General features: G+C 67.7%; 16 protein-coding genes. 15 read left to right on the top strand and 1 reads right to left on the bottom strand.

Annotation, left to right across the window (positions count from 1 at the left end; genetic code table 11):
• Positions 1-70: 70 nt before the first annotated feature.
• A complete protein-coding gene (locus AB7878_RS16990; protein WP_369495485.1) occupies positions 71-286 on the bottom strand; it encodes a hypothetical protein in 216 nt (71 codons plus the stop codon).
• A gap of 154 nt (positions 287-440) precedes the next feature.
• Here AB7878_RS16990 and AB7878_RS16985 point away from each other — a divergent pair, with 154 nt between their 5' ends.
• The 15 genes from AB7878_RS16985 to AB7878_RS16915 all read left to right on the top strand — a co-directional run bounded on the left by AB7878_RS16985 (position 441) and on the right by AB7878_RS16915 (position 18,919).
• The gene (locus AB7878_RS16985; protein ID WP_369495484.1) at positions 441-875 is read left to right on the top strand and encodes a low molecular weight protein-tyrosine-phosphatase; all 435 of its coding nucleotides are present in this window, start codon (positions 441-443) and stop codon (positions 873-875) included.
• A gap of 33 nt (positions 876-908) precedes the next feature.
• On the top strand, positions 909-3,107 hold the full coding sequence (locus AB7878_RS16980) for a polysaccharide biosynthesis tyrosine autokinase (RefSeq protein ID WP_369495483.1): 2,199 nt from the start codon (positions 909-911) through the stop codon (positions 3,105-3,107).
• A 175-nt stretch (positions 3,108-3,282) separates the two neighbouring features.
• Positions 3,283-4,245, top strand: coding sequence for a Gfo/Idh/MocA family protein (locus AB7878_RS16975; protein ID WP_369495482.1), 963 nt, complete (start codon positions 3,283-3,285; stop codon positions 4,243-4,245).
• Positions 4,246-4,257: 12 nt separating this feature from the next.
• A complete protein-coding gene (locus AB7878_RS16970) occupies positions 4,258-4,851 on the top strand; it encodes an acyltransferase (protein WP_369495481.1) in 594 nt (197 codons plus the stop codon).
• Entirely contained in the window at positions 4,848-5,990 is a 1,143-nt protein-coding gene (locus AB7878_RS16965) for a DegT/DnrJ/EryC1/StrS family aminotransferase (protein ID WP_369495480.1), read from the top strand. The genes AB7878_RS16970 and AB7878_RS16965 overlap by 4 nt, the downstream gene beginning before the upstream one ends.
• A complete protein-coding gene (locus AB7878_RS16960) occupies positions 5,966-6,457 on the top strand; it encodes an acyltransferase (protein ID WP_369495479.1) in 492 nt (163 codons plus the stop codon). The genes AB7878_RS16965 and AB7878_RS16960 overlap by 25 nt, the downstream gene beginning before the upstream one ends.
• Before the next feature lie 69 nt (positions 6,458-6,526).
• On the top strand, positions 6,527-7,630 hold the full coding sequence (locus AB7878_RS16955) for a hypothetical protein (protein ID WP_369495478.1): 1,104 nt from the start codon (positions 6,527-6,529) through the stop codon (positions 7,628-7,630).
• Positions 7,627-8,931 carry a glycosyltransferase gene (locus AB7878_RS16950; protein WP_369495477.1) on the top strand — a complete coding sequence of 435 codons (1,305 nt, stop codon included), beginning with the start codon at positions 7,627-7,629 and terminating at the stop codon, positions 8,929-8,931. Before AB7878_RS16955 ends, AB7878_RS16950 begins: the two co-directional genes overlap by 4 nt.
• Before the next feature lie 33 nt (positions 8,932-8,964).
• Positions 8,965-10,422 carry a lipopolysaccharide biosynthesis protein gene (locus tag AB7878_RS16945; protein ID WP_369495476.1) on the top strand — a complete coding sequence of 486 codons (1,458 nt, stop codon included), beginning with the start codon at positions 8,965-8,967 and terminating at the stop codon, positions 10,420-10,422.
• A 46-nt stretch (positions 10,423-10,468) separates the two neighbouring features.
• A complete protein-coding gene (locus AB7878_RS16940; RefSeq protein ID WP_369495475.1) occupies positions 10,469-11,746 on the top strand; it encodes a glycosyltransferase family protein in 1,278 nt (425 codons plus the stop codon).
• A complete protein-coding gene (locus AB7878_RS16935; RefSeq protein ID WP_369495474.1) occupies positions 11,743-13,062 on the top strand; it encodes a hypothetical protein in 1,320 nt (439 codons plus the stop codon). Before AB7878_RS16940 ends, AB7878_RS16935 begins: the two co-directional genes overlap by 4 nt.
• Positions 13,059-14,144 carry a glycosyltransferase family 4 protein gene (locus tag AB7878_RS16930; RefSeq protein WP_369495473.1) on the top strand — a complete coding sequence of 362 codons (1,086 nt, stop codon included), beginning with the start codon at positions 13,059-13,061 and terminating at the stop codon, positions 14,142-14,144. The genes AB7878_RS16935 and AB7878_RS16930 overlap by 4 nt, the downstream gene beginning before the upstream one ends.
• Positions 14,144-16,111: an asparagine synthase (glutamine-hydrolyzing) gene (gene asnB, locus AB7878_RS16925; RefSeq protein ID WP_369495472.1), complete on the top strand. Its 1,968-nt coding sequence runs from the start codon at positions 14,144-14,146 to the stop codon at positions 16,109-16,111. Before AB7878_RS16930 ends, asnB begins: the two co-directional genes overlap by 1 nt.
• Before the next feature lie 58 nt (positions 16,112-16,169).
• Positions 16,170-17,330: a glycosyltransferase family 4 protein gene (locus AB7878_RS16920; RefSeq protein WP_369495471.1), complete on the top strand. Its 1,161-nt coding sequence runs from the start codon at positions 16,170-16,172 to the stop codon at positions 17,328-17,330.
• Between the two features lie 149 nt (positions 17,331-17,479).
• Positions 17,480-18,919, top strand: a complete 1,440-nt coding sequence (locus AB7878_RS16915; RefSeq protein ID WP_369495470.1) for a glycosyl hydrolase family 28-related protein — start codon at positions 17,480-17,482, stop codon at positions 18,917-18,919.
• Positions 18,920-18,993: the final 74 nt, after the last annotated feature.

Here is an 18,993-nt window from a genome sequence, read left to right as displayed (position 1 = left end):
CAGTTCGCACCATCCGCGCAAACGGGAACCGGGCAATATCCACCCGATCGGGACAAGACGCCGTGAAATTTCACGTTGCATCCACTGCCCATGAGCGACTTGCGGCGACCGGGGAAGCATTTGGCTGTTGTTCACTGACAGGCAATCCGGACGTGCAATCATCGGGGCTCATTTCGATCACTTGATCGACAAACCATCCACGGCTTGCATTCGAAACATCGGCATCTTCGTGCAATGCTGGAAATGAAATAATCGGCAGGTATAACGCCTGCTGGCCGATCACCATTGAGCCTCTTTGTGAGGCACGCGTTTCATATCTCAAAACAGGGCCACGAAACTCGCCAACCGCGGGTTTTCCTGATCGTGACAGGAGGCCATGACCGCCATTTCTAGCATCCCGGGATCGACGCCGATTCGGGATTCGGGAGTATGACGTCGCTGTGTTCGAGCGGATACTGATCGTCTGCATGGGCAATGTCTGCCGCAGTCCCACGGCCGAGTACCTGTTTCGACAGCACTCGACATCGCGTCGCGTTTCATTCAGCAGTGCGGGATTGTGCGCGCCGGCTGGACGGCCCATGGATTCGACCGCCCTGCAGCTGCTTGCTGAAAGCGGCATTGACGGCACGATGCACCGTGCCCGCCAACTGACGCCCTTGATGCTGCGCGAAGCCGACCTGGTGCTTGGCATGGAGAAGAGCCAGGTCGAAGCGATGATGCAGCTTGCACCCGAAACCCGCGGCAAGGTCTATCTGCTCGACAAATGGCTGAATGGAGATGACATTCCCGACCCTTACCGCCAACAACGCACCGCCTTCGAATATGTACACGAGATGATCACGAAAGGGGTCGACAGTTGGCAACTTTATCTGTGATTCATGTTTTCACGTCATGAGACGGTAATCCATATGACCGGCACCCTGGCCCCATTGCAACGCGACAACGAGATAGACCTCGGCGAACTGCTGGGCACGCTTCGCGATCACAAATGGTTTATCGTCCGCATTACCGCGCTTTTTATCGTGCTTGGCATCATCTATGCCATAACGGCCACACCCGTCTATCAGGCCACTTCGACGGCACAGGTGGAACAGAAAGTCCCGGACCTGCCCGGCTTGAGCGCGCTCAGCCAGACACTGGGGGCGTCGGACCCCGAGGCATCCACCCAGTCCGCGTTGATCACTTCGCGCATGGTGGTCGGCGCGGTGGTCGACAAGCTCAAGCTCACGATCGAAAGCAGCCCGGAACGCTTTCCGGTGTTCGGCAACTTCATCGCCCACCTCTACGCCTCGCATAACCGCGGCCAGTTGGCCGCCCCCTGGTTCGGGATGATCGGCTACGACTGGGGCGGCGCGAAGCTGGACATCTTCCAGCTGGACGTGCCCGACGGCCTGCTGGACAAGCCGCTGACCCTGATCGCGGGCGAGCACGGCGGCTATGTGCTGGTGGACGACGACGACAACATCCTGGTCACCGGCAAGGCCGGGGAATCGGCCAGCGGCCATGGCGTGACCATGCAGGTCCAGGCGCTGACGGCCAATCCGGGTACCCGCTTCCGCGTCGTCCGCCACCGCCGGCTGACCGTGACCAACCAGTTGCGCAAGGCGATCAAGGTCAACGAGCAGGCCAAGGATTCCGGCATCCTCGACATGACCTACGACAACACCAACCCGGTGCTGGCGGCGGCGGTGCTGGGAGACGTCGGTGAGCTCTACGTGCGCCAGGACGTGGAGCGCAATTCCGCGGAAGCGGCGAACAGCCTGCAGTTCGTCCGCGAGCAGTTGCCCAAGGTGCGCAGCCAGCTGGAACAGGCCACGGCGGCGCTCAATGCGTACCAGCTCAAGGCGCATTCGGTCGACATCAGCATGCAGACCCAGGCGCTGCTGAACCAGGAAGTCGCCATCCAGACCAACATCCAGCAGTTGCGCCTGCAGCAGGCCGACATGCAGCGCCAGTACACGCCGGCGCACCCAGCCTACAAGGCCCTGATGCAGCAGATCGGCCAGTTGGAAGCGAAGAAGGGTGCGATCGACAAGCAGGTCGGCAACCTGCCGAACACCCAGCAGGAACTGCTGAAACTGACCCGCGACGTGCAGGTGAGCAACGACACCTACACCGGCCTGCTCAACCAGGCCCAACAACTGGACATCGCCCGCGCGGGCACGGTGGGCAACGTGCGGATCATCGACAAGGCGGCGGTGGACATCACGCAGCCGATCTGGCCGAAGAAGACCATCGTGGTGCTCGGCAGCGCGTTCCTCGGCGGCTTCGTGGCCCTGCTCTGCGTCTTCATCCGCCAGGCGCTCAACCGCGGCATCGAGGACCCCGCCGTCATCGAGAACCTGGGCCTGCCCGTGTACGCCTCCATCCCGGTCAGCCTGCGCGAGCAGGCCTTGCACGACAAGCGCATCCGCGGCTACGGCAAGCAGCGACTGCTGGTCATGGATGCGCCGGCGGACATGGCCACCGAAGCCTTGCGGAGCCTGCGCACCAGCCTGCACTTCGCCCGCCTGGAGGCGAAGAACAACGTGTTGATGATCACCGGCTCCAGTCCGGATGTCGGCAAGACCTTCGTCTCCGCCAACCTCGCCACGCTCGTCGCGCAAGGCAGCCAGCGCGTGCTGCTGATCGACGGCGACATGCGCATGGGCACGCTGCACAAGATCATGGGTTGTCCGGCCGAGACCGGCCTTTCCGAGCTGATCGCGGGCCAGGCCGACCTTGATGCGGTGGTGCGCCCGATCGCCTCGTCCGGGAACCTTCACTTCATCAGCCGCGGCAAGATTCCGCCGAATCCCTCCGAACTGCTGATGAATTCGCGCTTCTCCACGCTGATCGACCACGTGCGGAAGGCGTTCGACCTGGTGATCATCGACACTCCGCCCATCCTGGCGGTGACCGATGCCGCCATCATCGGCCACCACGTCGGCACCGCCTTGATGGTGGTGCGCTTCGGCCTCAACCAGGCACGCGAGATCGCGCTGGCCAGGCAACGCTTCGAGCAGAACAACATCCCCCTCAGGGGAGCGATCTTCAACGCCGTGGAGAAGCGCAGCAGCGGCTACTACTCCTACGCCTACTACGGCGTCGGCAAGGACACCGGGTGAGCGAACGGCCCGCGGCAGCAACTGGAAGGCTCCGGCCACGGCTTGCCGCACGCACCACGGAACCTGACCGGAACGCCATCGCACGAACAGTGCCGGCCGCCAGGCGGCACGCGCCGATGGGACCCGCAATCACATGACAACCGACAAAGGCCGCACAGGAGCAGGATCAGTTTCCATGACCATCTTGCCGAAGAACTTCGCCCTCATCGGCGCCGCCGGCTACATCGCGCCCCGTCACATGCAGGCCATCAAGGCCGGGGGCAACCGGCTGCTGGCCGCCTTCGATCCGAACGATTCGGTCGGCGTCATCGACAGCCACTTTCCCGACGCCGACTTCTTCACCGAGTTCGAGCGCTTCGACCGGCATGTCGACCTGCGCCGGCGCGCCGGCCATGGCGGCCAGATCGACTACGTCTCCATCTGCTCGCCGAACTACCTGCACGACTCGCACATGCGCTTCGCCCTGCGCTCCGGCGCACACGCGATCTGCGAGAAGCCGCTGGTGCTCAACCCCTGGAACATCGACGGCCTGCGGGAAATCGAGCGCGAGACCGGCAAGCGCGTGAACACCATCCTGCAACTGCGCCTGCATCCGGCGATCGTCGCGCTGCGCGAACGGGTCCGGCGCGGGCAGCACCGCACCAAGCACGAAGTGGACCTGGCCTACGTCACCTCGCGCGGCCACTGGTACCTGCAGAGCTGGAAGGGCGATCCGAAGAAGTCCGGCGGCATCGCCACCAACATCGGCGTGCACTTCTTCGACATGCTGCATTACATCTTCGGCGCGCTGCAGACCAACCAGGTGCACCTGCACAGCGAGACCAAGGCGGCGGGCTACCTGGAGTACGAGAACGCCCGCGTGCGCTGGTTCCTGTCGGTGGATATCGAGGACGTGCCCATCCCGCTGCGCGAAAGCGGGCAGCGCACCTACCGCTCGATCACCGTGGACGGCGAGGAGATCGAGTTCTCCGGTGGCTTCGCCGACCTGCACAACCGCAGCTACGAGGAAATCCTCGCGGGCCGGGGTTTCGGCCTGGAGGAAAACCGCATCGCGATCGAGACCGTGGCCGCGATCCGCACCGGCAGCGTCGCACCCCTTGCAAGCGACAGCCACCCTTTCCTGCAACGAACGGCCTGAAGAGCGAACAGCATGGACACGGACCACTACCAGCACCCTTCCGCCATCGTCGACGAGGGCGCCCGCATCGGCGCCGGCTCCCGCATCTGGCATTTCGTGCACGTCTGCGGCGGCGCCCGCATCGGCAAGGAAGTCTCGCTCGGCCAGAACGTGTACGTCGGCAACCGGGTCGTCATCGGGGACCGCTGCAAGATCCAGAACAACGTGTCGGTGTACGACAACGTGACGCTGGAGGAAGGCGTCTTCTGCGGCCCCAGCATGGTGTTCACCAATGTCTACAACCCGCGCTCGCTGATCGAGCGCAAGGACGAATACCGCGACACCGTGGTCAGGCGGGGCGCCACGCTGGGCGCGAACTGCACCATCGTCTGCGGCGTCACCATCGGCGAGTTCGCCTTCGTCGGCGCCGGCGCCGTGGTGAACCGCGACGTGCCGGCCCATGCCCTGGTGGTGGGCGTGCCGGCGCGGCAGATCGGCTGGATGAGCGAATTCGGCGAACGGCTGAACCTGCCTCCGGAGGGCCACGGCGAGGCCGTCTGCGCGCACACCGGCACCCGTTACGTGCTGGATGGCCGCGTGCTGTGCCGGCAGGAGGCCAAGGGATGACAGGCCAGGGGATGATAGCTTTCGTCGATCTCAAGGCGCAGCAGGCGCGCATCAGGGATCGCCTCGACGCGGGGATCGCGCGCGTGCTGGCGCACGGCCAGTACATCCTCGGGCCGGAAGTGGCCGAACTGGAAGCGAAGCTCGCCGCCTTCGTCGGCGCCAGGCATTGCATCGGCTGCGCGAACGGCACGGACGCGCTGCAGATCGCGCAGATGGCGCTGGGCATCGGCGCCGGCGATGAAGTCATCATGCCCGGCTTCACCTACATCGCCACCGCGGAGACGGTGGCGCTGCTGGGCGCCAGGCCGGTGTACGTGGACATCGATCCGCGCACCTACAACCTCGACCCGGCCGGACTCGAAGCGGCGATCACCCCGCGGACGCGCGCGATCATTCCGGTTTCGCTGTACGGGCAGTGCGCGGATTTCGACGCCATCAACGCGATCGCCGACCGGCACGGCATCCCGGTGATCGAGGATGCCGCGCAGAGTTTCGGCGCGCGCTACAAGGGGCGGCGTTCATGCAGCCTGAGCACGGTCGCCTGCACCAGTTTCTTCCCCAGCAAGCCGCTGGGCTGCTACGGCGATGGCGGCGCGATCTTCACCGACGACGACCGGCTTGCCGTGGTGATGCGGCAGATCGCGCGCCACGGCCAGGATCGCCGCTATCACCACGTCCGCGTCGGCGTGAACAGCCGGCTGGACACGCTGCAGGCAGCGATCCTGCTGGCCAAGCTGGAGATATTCGAGGACGAGATCCAGCTGCGGCAGCGGGTCGCAAGCCGCTACGCCACGCTGCTCGCACAGGCCGGCATCGCCGCCCCGCCCCACGTCGAGCCGCACAACACCAGCGTCCATGCCCAATACACCATCCGCGTCGACGGTCGCGAAGCGCTGCAGGCGCGACTGAAGGAAGCGGGCATCCCCACCGTGGTGCACTACCCGATCCCGATCAACCGGCAACCGGCGGTGGCGGATGCGGGCGCACGCCTGCCGGTAGGCGACGAGGCGGCCAGGCAGGTACTCAGCCTGCCCATGCACCCGTATCTGACGGAGTCGCAGACCCGCCTGATCGTGGAAGAACTCGTCGCGGCATCCATGCAACAGGTCCAAACATGCTCGATCTCCTCGCCAGGCTGATAAGCGGTTCCGTCAACTGGGCGCAGCGCAGGAGCCACGCCCGCCGGTTGCGCGAGTACAGCGGCATCTCGCCGCGTGCCACGGTCGGCCTGGAGTCGAAGCTGATCGGCCCCAAGCAGCACTTCCTGATCGGCGAGCAGAGCTATCTCAATCGGGCGCATCTGTCCTGCGGCCCGCATTCCAAGGTCGTCATCGGCCGCAGCTGCGCCATCGGCTACAACGTGTCGATCAAGGCGATCACGCACTCGCTGGACAAGCCGACCAACAACGAGGCGGGCCCGATCATCCATCTGGAGCGCGACATCGTCATCGGCGACGACTGCTGGATCGGCGACAACGTCTACATCCGGGAGGGCGTCACGCTGGGCAACAACGTGATCGTCGGCGCGAATTCCGTGGTCACGCGCTCGGTGCCGGACAACCAGGTGATCGCCGGCGTCCCCGCGCGTGTCATCAAGGAGCGATGACATGCGTCGGCATGGCGACAAGGTCGACGTGATCCGCCCGCGGCCGCGGCCAATGCGGGGACTGCGCGCGTGAAGAAGATCATCTTCGGCAAGTGCTACGCGTTTTCCGGCGACGCGAGCCTGGAGCCGATGCTCGCGAAAAGCCTGGAGCTGTACACAGATGCCGGCGACCGCGAGCCCGAGGTGAACATCCGCATCGGCCACGCCGTCAGCGCGCACATGCCGTCCTCGATCAACCCCACGGCGCACAAGACCTTCGCGCACGGCATGCAGACCTCGTTCCCGCGGATCGACGTCTGCTGGGAGCGCGCCGGCGACGGCCGCCTGGAAGTGGAGGCCGTCATCAAGCCGCGGCGCGGCATCCGGCGCACCGTGCACAAGCTGATGTCGATGGAGTACCCGCGCGGGGCCGAGACGTTCGAGCAGATGCTGCACGAGTTCGTGCTGGTGCCGTCGGTCTACTTCTTCAAGGACGTGGTGCCGATCCATGCCGCGTCCGTGACGATAGCCGGCAGCGCCTGCCTGCTCGCCGGCACCGGCGGCGCCGGCAAATCGTCGGCCATGCTCGCCCTGCGGCGCAACGAGGACGTCGGCTTCGTCAGCGACGACATCGTCATCATGTCCGACACCGCGCGCGTCAACGGCAACATGGCGTGGCCGAAGATCTACGGCTACAACTGCATCGGCAACGCGATGAAAAGCGAGATCCTCGCCGGGCGCGGATGGATCGACCGCGCCCATTTCAACATCAAGAACCACCTGAATTCCGCCAACGTGCGGCGCAAGATGTCGCCCGACCGGCTGTACCGCCGCGTGGAGCCGGCGTCGGTGCCGCTGACCCGCGTGTACTACGTGGTGCGCGAGGACGTGCCCGAGATCCGCGTGTCCGCGCTGGGGCTGAGCGACGCCGTCGACATGACGATCGCCGTCATCAGCGCCGAATACAGCGTTTTCCACGACCACCTCTACTGGGAGGAGTACAACGCGCTGGCCACCGCGCGCGCGCCGATGCTGACCATGGCGGAGGTGACCGCGAACTGGCGGCGAGTGCTCACGGCGAGCTTCGCCACGGTGGGCTGCTTCAAGATCAGCGTGCCGTTCGAGGTGGAGCATGCCGTCTACCAGGACAGCGTGAGCGACCTCGTCGTCGCGGACATGACGGCGCAACCATGAAGATCGCGATCCTGACCAACGCCTATCCCTACCTCCCCGGCGAGCAGTTCATCGAGGACGAGATCGGCTACTGGGCCGCGCACGCCGGCGTCGACGTCACCGTGTTGCCGGCGCTGGCCGCGGGCACGCCGCGCCCGGTGCCCGCGAGCATCGCGGTCGGCCTCGACATGGCGCGCTCCGCGAGAGCCTGGCGGCTGTGGTTCGTGCTGCGGGCGCTGGGCTCCGCGATCTTCCGGCGCGAGCTGGGTTATCTGCGGCGCGCGCGGAAACTGAAACCGCGCACCGTCACGCGCGCCCTGCTGCACGTGTCCAAGGTGCTCGAACAGGCCGCGCAACTGCAGCGATACGCCGGCATCCACGGCCGCATCGACGTGGCCTATAGCTACTGGAACGAGACCCAGGCCTGCGCCGCCCTGCTCGCCCGGAAGGCCGGCGCGGTGCGCAAGGTCGTCTCGCGCGTGCATGGCTACGACCTGTACGAGGCGCGCCGCCGGCATGGCTACATGCCGCTCAAGCGGCAGTTCGTCGCCGACTGGGACGCGATCTTCGCGCTCTCGCGCGAGGCGCGGGACTATCTGCGGCAGACCTACGACGCGCCGCCGGAAAACATCCGCATCTGTCCGCTGGGCGTGCCGCTGGCCGCCACGCTCGCGCGCCCGAGCCCGGCCGGATGCCTGCACGTGGTGTCGGTTTCCTTCTGCCTTCCGGTGAAGCGGCTGGACCGGATCGTCGACGCCCTGGAACTGCTGGCCCGTCGCCATCCGGACGTCTGCGTGGGCTGGACGCACATCGGCACCGGCCCGTTGCTGGAGGAGATCCGGGCGCTGGCGCGGCTGAAGCTGTCGGGCCTGGCGAACGTCACGTGCACCTTCGCCGGCGAGCTGCCCAACCATGCCGTCAAGGCGTACTACCGCAGCGTACCGGTGGATGTGCTGGTCAATGCCAGCGAATCCGAGGGCGTGCCGGTGTCCATCATGGAAGCCATGAGCGCGGGCGTGCCGGCCGTCGCCCCCGACGTGGGCGGCATCGCCAGCCTGGTCTCCGACCGCTGCGGCGCCCTGCTGGGCGCGCACCCCGATGCCCGGGACATCGCCGACGCGGTGGAGCGGGTCGCCTTCGCGGACGGACGGGACAGCCTGCGTGTGCACGCGCGGCAGGCGATCGAATCCGGCTTCGACGCCGCCCGGAATTACCGCGACTTCGTCGCCAGCGTCGTCGCCATCGGCGCAGCCGGCGACCGGGAGCCGGCGCGACCTCCATCCCGGGCGACCTACCCGCTCCGGCAGGCAACACGACGGTGAACATGGCAAGAATCCAACCAGACAGGTCGACGGGTGAACATACGAACCGTGCTCGCATTTGCCCTTGGCCCCATCGTCACCGCCGGGCTCGGACTGGTGACGGTGCCGGTGATCGCCTGGGTCTTCCCGCCTGCCGACGTGGGTCGGTTGAACATCGTGCAGATCGCGGTGTCGTTCGGCGTGCTGCTGTTCAACCTGGGACTCGACCGCGCCTACGTGCGGGAGTACCACGAGTGGAGCGATCGCGGCGCGCTGCTGAAAGCCTGCTTCACGCCGGGGTTCGCGCTGCTGCTGCTGGCGATGCTGCTCACGCTGCCGATCGACCGGCACCTTGCCGACTGGCTGTTCGGCCTCGGGCACGTCGCGTACTACTGGATGCTGGTGGCCTGCGTGGTCGCGAGTTTCATCTCCCGCTTCCTCTCGCTCATCCTGCGCATGCAGGACCGCGGCCTGGCGTTCTCCGCCAGCCAGATCCTGCCCAAGGTGATCCTGCTGCTGGCCGTCGCGATGCTGGCGTTGCCGGCCTTCTCGCGGACGTTCGGGGAGCTGGAAGTGGCCTATCTGGCTTCCCTGCTGTCCGTGCTGCTCATCTACAGCTGGAACACCTGGCGCGAATGGGTCCCGGCCCTGCGCGCCCCGGTTTCCCGCCCGCAGATCCGCGGCCTGCTCGACTACGGCGTGCCGCTGATCTTCGCCGGCGTGGCCTACTGGGGGCTGGATGCCACCAGCACGCTGGCCCTGCGTTCGCTGTCGACCCTGCCGGAGCTGGCGATCTACTCGGTCTCCATGAGTTTCGCCGGCGTGGGCGTGGTGTTCCAGACGATCTTCTCCGTGCTGTGGGCGCCGATGGTCTACAAGTGGGTGGCCCACGGCGCGGACATGCGGCGGGTCGACCACGTCGCCCAGCAGGCGCTGGCCGTGGTCTGCGCGATCTGGGTCGTGAGCGGCGCCCTGTCGTGGCTGATCGACTTCGTGCTGCCCGCGCACTACGTCCAGGTGAAGTACCTGATGCTGTGCTGCATCGGCGAGCCGCTGCTGTACACGCTTTCCGAAGTGACCTGCGTCGGCATCGGGATCACGCGCCGGTCGATGCTGTCGCTGTGGTCGACCATCGCGGGGCTGGTCGTCAATGTCGCCCTCAGCGTGTGGCTGGTGCCCGGCCATGGCGCCGCCGGGGCCGTGGTGGCGAACGCGATCGCGTTCCTGGTGTTCTTCGTGGCGCGCACCGAGGCCTCGGCCCACGTCTGGCGGCCGTTTCCGCGCGCCCGGTTGTACGCGTTCGTCACGGCCGGCGTGGGCCTTTCCATCGCCACGCTGGTGTACGGCCCGCATGCCCCCGTCCATTTCAGCGTGGTCTGGCTGGCGCTGTTGCCGGTCGTCGTCTGGTGCTTCCGCCACGAATGGAGCGGCATGCACCGCGCGTTGCGCGGGGCGTTGAAGTCCCGGCGCAGCTACCCGGAACCCGACGAGGAGCCCGGCGCCCTGCCATGAACCAGACCATGCCACGCGCCACCGCGCACCACCCGAGGCTGCGGCGATGACGAAGATCAACCTGTTCGTCTTCGCCGCGCACCACCTGTCCGGCAACATCGCCGCGCAGCGCTTCAAGGGCCTGCTGAAGTACCTGGACCCGGCGAAATACCGGATCTACGTGTTCGCCCGCGAGCCGGCACCGGGCGCGCCCGCGGCCACCTTGCCGCCGACGCCGGGGATCACCGTCCTGCCGTTGCCCGGCCACTGCGTGGGCAGCGAGTCTTCCGCCGCGGCATCGCTGCTGACCATGGCCGCGGCATTCCTGCGCCCGCTGCCGTTCCTGTTCGCCGGGGGCGCGGGACGCGGGCAACCGTGGTTGGTGCGCGCGCTCGCTGCGGCCGACCGGTTGTGCACCGAGAAACTGGCCGCGGGCGAACGCTGCGTGGCGATCGGCACGTATTCGCCGATCGACTCCCTGGTCGCCGCCGCGAGCCTGGCCAGCCGGCGCCGCATCGGCTGCCTGCAGGACTTCCGCGACGGGCTGGTGTTCGAGCCGCTGGGCCAGCCCGGCCGGTTGCGGACCTGGATGCGCCAGCTGATCGAGCGGCGCGTGGTGGCCGCCGCCAACCTGGTCACCTCGGTGAGCCCCCCGCTGGTCGCCGATTTCCAGCGGCGCTATCCGCGCAAGGCGGCGGCGACCCTGCCCAACGGCTACGATCCGGCCGACTTCGCCGCCCCCGGCAACGCCACGACCGACGATCCGCGTGTCGCCGCCATCCTCGCCCGGTGGGTTCCGGCCGGCGCGCTGCTGATCGGGCATTTCGGGCGCATCGGCGCCAGCGATGGCTCGGCGTCGCGCAGCCTCGATTTCCTCGTCGATGCGCTGAACGCATCGCCCGCGACGATGGCGAACAAGCACGTGATGTTCGTCGGCGAGCTGACGCAACAGGAACGGGCCACGCTCGAACGCGCCCGGTTTTCCGTCAGCGTGCTCGGCCCGGTCGAGCGCACGCTGGCGCTGCAACTGATGCAGCGCTGCGACAAGCTGCTGCTGCTGACCGGTTCGCGCGCCAGCTGCGCCACCGGCAAGCTGTTCGAATACCTGGCCGCGGGGGCGGACATCGTCTGCGTTTCCGGCGTGCGCAACGCGGCCACCGCCATCCTCGCCGAGACGGGTGCGGGACGCAGCCTGCTGACCGGCGATGGCGCGGCGGCCGGCGACGCCCTGCGGGCCGCGCTCGCGCCCGGCGCCGCCGACGCGCAGCGCGACATCGGCCCCTACAGCAAGCTGGCGCAGGCTGGCATGCTCGACCGCTGGATCACCGACATGGTGCAGCCATGACGCACGGCCACGATCCGTCGTCGACCGCACCGGCGGACCTGCTGCTGCCGCCGCCGGCACTGCTGGACGCGGGCAAGTACCGCTTCACCGTGGGCCACATGTTCCTCGGCACGGCGTTCCTGCTGCTGTTCCTGTCCGTGGTGATACCGAACTCCCTGCAGATCCCCACCGCGGCGGCGATGGGCCTGGCCTTCCTGCTGGCGCTGCCGGGACTGCGCATCGGCGCGGGCTTCAGGAACCTGCTGGGCATGTACGTCTGCACGGTGATCGTGACGACCACCTACATGATCGTGGGCGGCATGCACGGCGCGTCGCTGGTCGCGCTCGCCCAGGTGCTGGCGATCTACATCGTGTCGCCCCTGCTGTGGACGATCATCGCCGAGGCCTTGCTGCGATGGCTGGGAACCGAGCGGCTGATCGGCTGGTTCGTCCTGCTCAGCCTGCTGTGCGCCGCCAGCGTCGCGCTGTTCTTCTACCTGTACTTCAGGCATGGCGCGGCGGCCGTGGCCTTCTTCTTCCAGGGCGCCAACATCAACCAGAACGAGGGATTTTCCGGCGCCACGATGCACGTATACGGTTCGCTGATTTTCCTGTGCGGCGGCTTTTTCAGTTCACCCGAGCTGATCCGCAGCCGGCTGCTGCGACTGGTCCTGCTGGCGGCGCTGCTGGTCTGCGCGCTCACCTCCGGCCGTTCCGCGCTGATTCTCGCGGTGCCGATGGGCTGGCTGCTGGGCCTGATGCTGACGTCGCGCACGACCGAGCACCCGCACGGCTCGATGTTCACCGGCGTCATCCGCTACGGCCTGCCGGTGCTGATCGCGACGGCGGCGGCGCTGTTCCTGCTGCAGGCCTACACGCAGATCAGCCTGGGCGCGGTGCTGGACGTGGTCACGAACAAGCTCGCCTCGGGTGGTGGCGAGGCGCGGGTGCAGATGGGCCATTCATTGCTCGCCGGCATACTGGACAACGGCGGCCTGGGCTCGGGTCACGGCGTCGGCGTCAAATACATCAGCGACCCCATTCATCCCTGGCGCTACGAGCTGGTGTGGCTGGCCACGCTGTACCGGGTGGGCATACTCGGCACGGTGATCTACGCGCTGCCGTTCGCGCTCTACATCCTCGCGGCGCTCCGGCTGGCATACCGACGCCGACTGCCGTCGCGGCACAAGTTCCTGTTCAGCGGCCTGGTCTGCGCCCTGCTCGCGACCAACACGAACCCCTACATCGAGGCGTTCGCCTTCCAGTGGATGTACGTCATTCCGCTGGTGGCGCTGTTCATCGAGTACCCGGACTGCCTCAGGAAGGCACCAGGATGAAGCGTCTCAAGGTGCTGCTTTTTTCCAGGTATTCCAGGCTGGGCCCGAGCACCCGGCTGCGCAGCCTGCAGTACCTGCCCCTGTTGCGGGACCGCGGGATCGACGTCGAGGTGCATGCGCTGTTCCCCGATGCCTATCTCGAGAACCTGTACGGCAATCACTCCGCGGCCGCCCGCTGCATCGCGTGGCAATCCTGCGCCCGGCGCGTGGTGCAGACCCTGCGCCGCGACGCGCACGACCTCGCCTGGATCGAGGGCGAACTGTTCCCCTACCTGCCGTACTGGATGGAGTCGCTGCTTGCGCGCTCCGCCAGGCCTTACGTCGTGGACTACGACGATGCGCTGTTCCACAAGTACGACCTGTCGTCCAGGCCGCTGGTGCGGCGCCTGCTGGGCCGCAAGATCGACCGCGTGATGCGCGGGGCCGCCTGCGTGATCGCCGGCAACCGCTACCTCGCCGCACGCGCCGAACGGGCCGGCGCGGCCCGGATCGAGATCATCCCGACCGTGGTGGACGAGCAGCGTTACGCGGTGGTGGACCACGCGGACACCGAAGCGCCGGTGATCGGCTGGATCGGATCGCCGGCCACCGAGGAGTACCTGCTCGACAACCGCGAAGTGCTGGAACAGGTCTGCGCCCGGCACGACGCGCGCCTGCTGCTGGTCGGGCCGCGCACCGAGGTCGCCGGCGAGTTCGGCAGCGTGGTGCCGGAGGTGGCGGCATGGTCCGAGGACAGCGAGGCCGCCACGCTGGCCCGCATGGACATCGGCATCATGCCCTTGCGCGACGGCCCGTGGGAACGCGGCAAGTGCGGCTACAAGATCATCCAGTACATGGCCTGCGGCCTGCCGGTGGTCGCCTCGACGGTGGGCGCGAACCTCGACATCGTGCAACACGGCGAGAACGGCTTCCTCGCTGACGGGATGGCCGCGTGGCGGGACGGCCTCGAACAGCTGATCCGGAACCGCGCCCTGCGCACGCGCATGGGCCTGGCGGGCCGCGCACGCGTCGAGCACGAATACAACGTGGGCGTGCAGGCCTCGCGGCTCGCGGACGTGCTGCACGGCGCGGGGCGGCACTGATGTGCGGCGTGGCCGGATTCTGGCAACGGCGCGGCGGTGCGCGCGACGCGCTGCTGGGACAGGTGCAGGCCATGTCGGCCCGGCTGGTCCATCGCGGCCCCGACGACAGTGGCGCGTGGTGCGACGAATCCGCCGGCATCGCGCTGGCGCAGCGGCGCCTGTCCATCCTCGACCTCTCGCCGGCCGGCCACCAGCCCATGCCCTCGGCCTGCGGGCGCTACGTCCTGGTGTTCAACGGCGAGATCTACAACCACCTCGACCTGCGCCAGCAGCTCCTTGCGGCAGGCGCGGCACCGGCGTGGCGCGGACATTCGGACACCGAGACCCTGCTCGCGTGCTTCGTCGCCTGGGGCGTGGAGCGGACCCTGCGCGCCTGCGTGGGCATGTTCGCGTTCGCGCTGTGGGACCGCCGGCAGCGCTCGCTCACGCTGGCGCGCGACCGCATGGGCGAGAAGCCGCTGTACTACGCGTGGCAGGGCGACACCTTGCTGTTCGGCTCGGAGCTCAAGGCCTTGCAGGCGCATGCGGCCTTCCGCGCGGAAGTCGATCGCGACGCGCTGGCGCTGCTGCTGCGCCACGATTGCGTTCCCGCGCCGTACTCCATCTATCGCGACGTGCTCAAGCTGCGCCCCGGGCACCTGCTGCGCATCGGCGCCGATGCGCCGCGCAGCGCGCAAGCCGTGGCGTACTGGCGCTACAACGACGCGGTCAGCGCCGGCCTCGGCAACCCGCTAGCCGGTTCGGACGCCGAAGCCATCGATGCGCTGGAGCGGCAGCTGGGCGCCAGCGTCGGCGCGCAGATGCTGTCGGACGTGCCGCTGGGCGCGTTCCTCAGCGGCGGCATCGACAGCAGCACGATCGTGGCCTTGATGCAGGCGCGCAGCCGCCGCCCGGTCAAGACCTTCACCATGGGCTTCGGCGAGACCGGCTACGACGAGGCCGCGCACGCCAAGGCCGTGGCCAGGCATCTCGGCACCGAGCACACCGAACTCTACGTGCGCCCCGAGGATGCCCTCGCCGTCATCCCGAAGCTGCCGTCGATCTTCTGCGAACCCTTCAGCGACAGCTCGCAGATTCCCACCTTCCTGGTCAGCCAACTGACCCGCCGCGAAGTGACGGTGGCGCTGAGCGGCGACGGCGGCGACGAGTTGTTCGGCGGCTACAACCGCTATCTCGGGGCCCGCACGACCTGGGAGCGGATGCATCGCCTGCCGCAGTTCGCGCGGCTTGCCGGTGCCGGCGTCCTGCGCTCCTTGTCGCCGGACGCATGGAACCGATGGTTCGAACGCGCCAAGCCGCTGCTGCCGAAGCGCTGGCACCTGGCCACGCCCGGCGACAAGGCGCAGAAGCTGGCCGAGGTGCTGCCGCTGGCCAGCGGCCACGCCTTCTTCCTCCACCTCGCCAGCCAGTGGAAGCACCCGGACAGCGTCGTGATCGGCGCCCGCGAGCCCGCGACCCTGTTGACCGACTCCGATGCGTGGCCGGACACCGGGAACCTGGCGCAATGGATGATGGCGATGGATGCGCAGAGCTACCTGCCCGACGACATCCTGGTGAAGGTCGACCGGGCCGCCATGGCCAACAGCCTGGAGACCCGCGTGCCGATGCTCGACCATCGCGTGGTGGAACTGGCGTGGCGCGTGCCGCTGCACCGGAAGATCCGCGACGGCGAAGGCAAGTGGCTGTTGCGCCAGGTGCTGTATCGGCATGTGCCCCGGGAATTGATCGAGCGCCCCAAGATGGGCTTCGGCATCCCGCTGGACAGCTGGCTGCGCGGCCCGCTGCGCGACTGGGCGGAAACCCTGCTCGATGAGCGCCGCCTGCTCCGGGAAGGCTATTTCCACCCGGCGCCGATCCGGCGGAAGTGGCAGGAGCACCTGGACGGCCGACGCAACTGGCAGCACCCGCTGTGGAGCGTGCTGATGTTCCAGGCCTGGCTGGATGAAAACCGGAGGGCATCCGCATGACGCTGCCGCCCGCATGTCGCACCGGCGGCCCGCTCGCCGTTTTGCAGGAGACCGCCGCATGAAAGCCGTGCTGTTCGCCAACACGGATTGGTACCTCTACAACTTCCGCCGCGCGCTGGCGCTGGCCTTGCAACGGCAAGGCTACGAGGTCCTGCTGATCTCCCCGGCCGGCCCTTATGGCGACAAGCTGCGCGCCCTCGGCCTGCGCTGGGAATCCGCGCCGATGGCGCGGCGCAGCCTGAATCCGCTGCGGGAAGCGGCACTGCTGTGGCATCTCGTCCGCCTGCTGCGGCGCGAACAGCCGGCGCTGGTGCACGGCTTCACCATCAAGTGCGCCGTGTACGGCTCGCTGGCGGCGCGACTGGCCGGCGTGCCCGCCCGGGTGAACGCCGTGGCCGGCATGGGTTACGTGTTCACCAGCCCGCAGCTGAAGGCGCGGCTGCTGCGGCCGGTGGTGCGCGGCCTGTTGCGCCTCGCGCTGGGCGGCAGCGGCGCACGGCTGATCCTGCAGAACGCGGACGACGTGGCGCTGTTCCGGCAGGCCGGACTCGTCGACCCGGAGCACATCCGCCTGATCCGCGGTTCCGGAGTGAACTGCGCGCAGTTCGCCGCGGGAATGCGCGCGCGGCCCCCCGGCGATGGCCGCATGCGCGTGCTGCTGGCCAGCCGGCTGCTCTGGGACAAGGGCCTGGCCGAGTTCGTCGCCGCGCTGCGCCAGCTTCGCCTTCAGGGCCGCACCGTCCACGCCCTGCTCGCCGGCACGCCGGATCCCGGCAATCCCGCCACCGTGCCGGAAGCGACGATACGGGAATGGGTCGCGGAAGGACTGGTCAGCTGGCTCGGCCACGTCGACGACATGGCCGGCCTGCTCGGTTCGGTCGACGTGGTGGTGCTGCCGAGCCACCGGGAAGGCTTGCCGCGGACGCTGGTCGAAGCGGCGGCCTGCGGCCTGCCGCTGATCACCACCGACGTCCCAGGCTGCCGCGAGGTGGTGTCCGATGGCGTCGACGGCCTGCTGGTTCCCAGGGGCGACAGCAAGGCACTGGCGCAGGCCATCCGGCGACTGCAGGACGACCCGGAACTCGCGCGCCGGCTGGGCGTGGCGGCTCGCCTCAAGGCGCGATCCCAATTCGACGAACACATCGTCATCCAGCGCACCCTGGAGGTCTACGCGGAACTGTGCGAAGCGCCGGCGGCGTTCACCGAGCCGCTCCTTTAGACGTCCATTCCCCGCGTCATGCGCATCCTGCCATGACATGACCCATGCGCCGTTCGGAGAACCGCATCCGCCCGCGAAGGAATCATTGACGGGCTTCGCAGGAACCGCGACAGCCGTTCCCGGAGCCACGCACGATCGGAGACCTTGCCATGCGATCCTCACCGCAACTGACGAATGTCCTGGACTTCCTGCCCGCGGCGGAACACGCCGCCATCCGCGCCGGCACCAGCTCCTACGATTGCACCGGCGGCATCCAGGCGGCGATCGACCAGGCCGGGAACCGGGTATACGTGCCCGCCGGGACCTATCCCGTGAAACAGCTCAACCTCAGGTCGGACATCGAGCTGTATGGCGACGGGCAGGCCAGCGAGCTGAGGGCGCACGACGACACGCTCGCCTGCGAGTTCATGCTCGTCACCCACGTGCGCGACGGCGGCACGCCCGATGTCGCGGACAACATGCGGAACATCCATCTGCACGACCTCAAGCTCAACGGGCGCGTGGCCGAGTTCGGCTACCAGCAGTTCTGGTACCTGCTGGCCGTCAACGCCACTTCGGACCTGACGGTCGAGCGGGTGATGTTCCACGGCTTTCGGGGCGACGGCATGTATGTCGGATCGGGGACGCTCCACGGCACCGAACGCCACAACAAGCGCATCGCCGTGCGCGACTGCGTGTTCGACGGCGCGGTCAAGGACAACCGCAACGGCCTGTCCATCATCGACTGCGACCATCTGACGGTCGCGAACTGCATCTTCCGGAACATCGGCAACGCGAAACTCTCCCACTCGGTGGGCGGCATCGATTTCGAGCCCGACCACAACTGGAGCGTGTATCGCAACGTGACCATCAGCCACTGCAAGTTCATCGACATCGATACCGTGAACACGGCCGGCATCACGTTCTTCAACGGCCACCAGACGGGAAGCAACATCCACGACTGGGTCGTGTCGGACTGCCAGTTCACGAACTGCTACTGGGGCATCGATTCCGCGACGCGGCCCAAGACCGCCGCGGACGTCGCCGACAACCTCTCCGTGCTCAACTGCCACTTCCTCAATTCGATCCGCGTCGACATCGCGGTCAACGGATTGAGCGGCACGCAGATCAGCGGCTGCACCTTCCAGCGCTCGCCGCCGGGCTCCGGCCCGGGCGGCGACGCGATCAGGCTGGGATCCTTCGCCTACGGGACCAGCGAGAACGCCATCGACACGGTGATCACGGGCAACACCTTCATCGGCATACGACCGCAGATGGGCGCGATCGGCGTGCTGGGCGCCGACCGGGTGGTGTGCGCGGGCAACGTGTTCGTCGACATCCACGGTTCCTGCATCAACTTCGCCGAGGGCAACACCCCAGACCACACCCGGCGCACGGAGTCCGTGATCATCTCCGGCAACAGGATCAGCCGCAGCGCGCACGCGGCACCGGGCGCCGCCGCCATGTCCTTCCTCAGCACGAGCGAGCAGATGCGCATCACCAGGGGCAATCTCGTGGTGAACCGTTCCATCGAATACGCCAACGACATCGATGACGGCATCAAGCGCGTTGCGGCGGGTGCGACGATCCAGCTCGTGGGACTGAAGTGACCGGCATCGCGCCAACCGCACGCCGCCCCGCAAGCGGCCCTTGAATTCACGCAGATTCGCGGCGACGGCTGGCG

Origin of the sequence: Rhodanobacter humi, from assembly GCF_041107455.1 — a bacterium.
Taxonomy (GTDB): Bacteria; Pseudomonadota; Gammaproteobacteria; order Xanthomonadales; family Rhodanobacteraceae; genus Rhodanobacter_A.
This window is presented reverse-complemented; position numbering and strand designations above follow the sequence as displayed.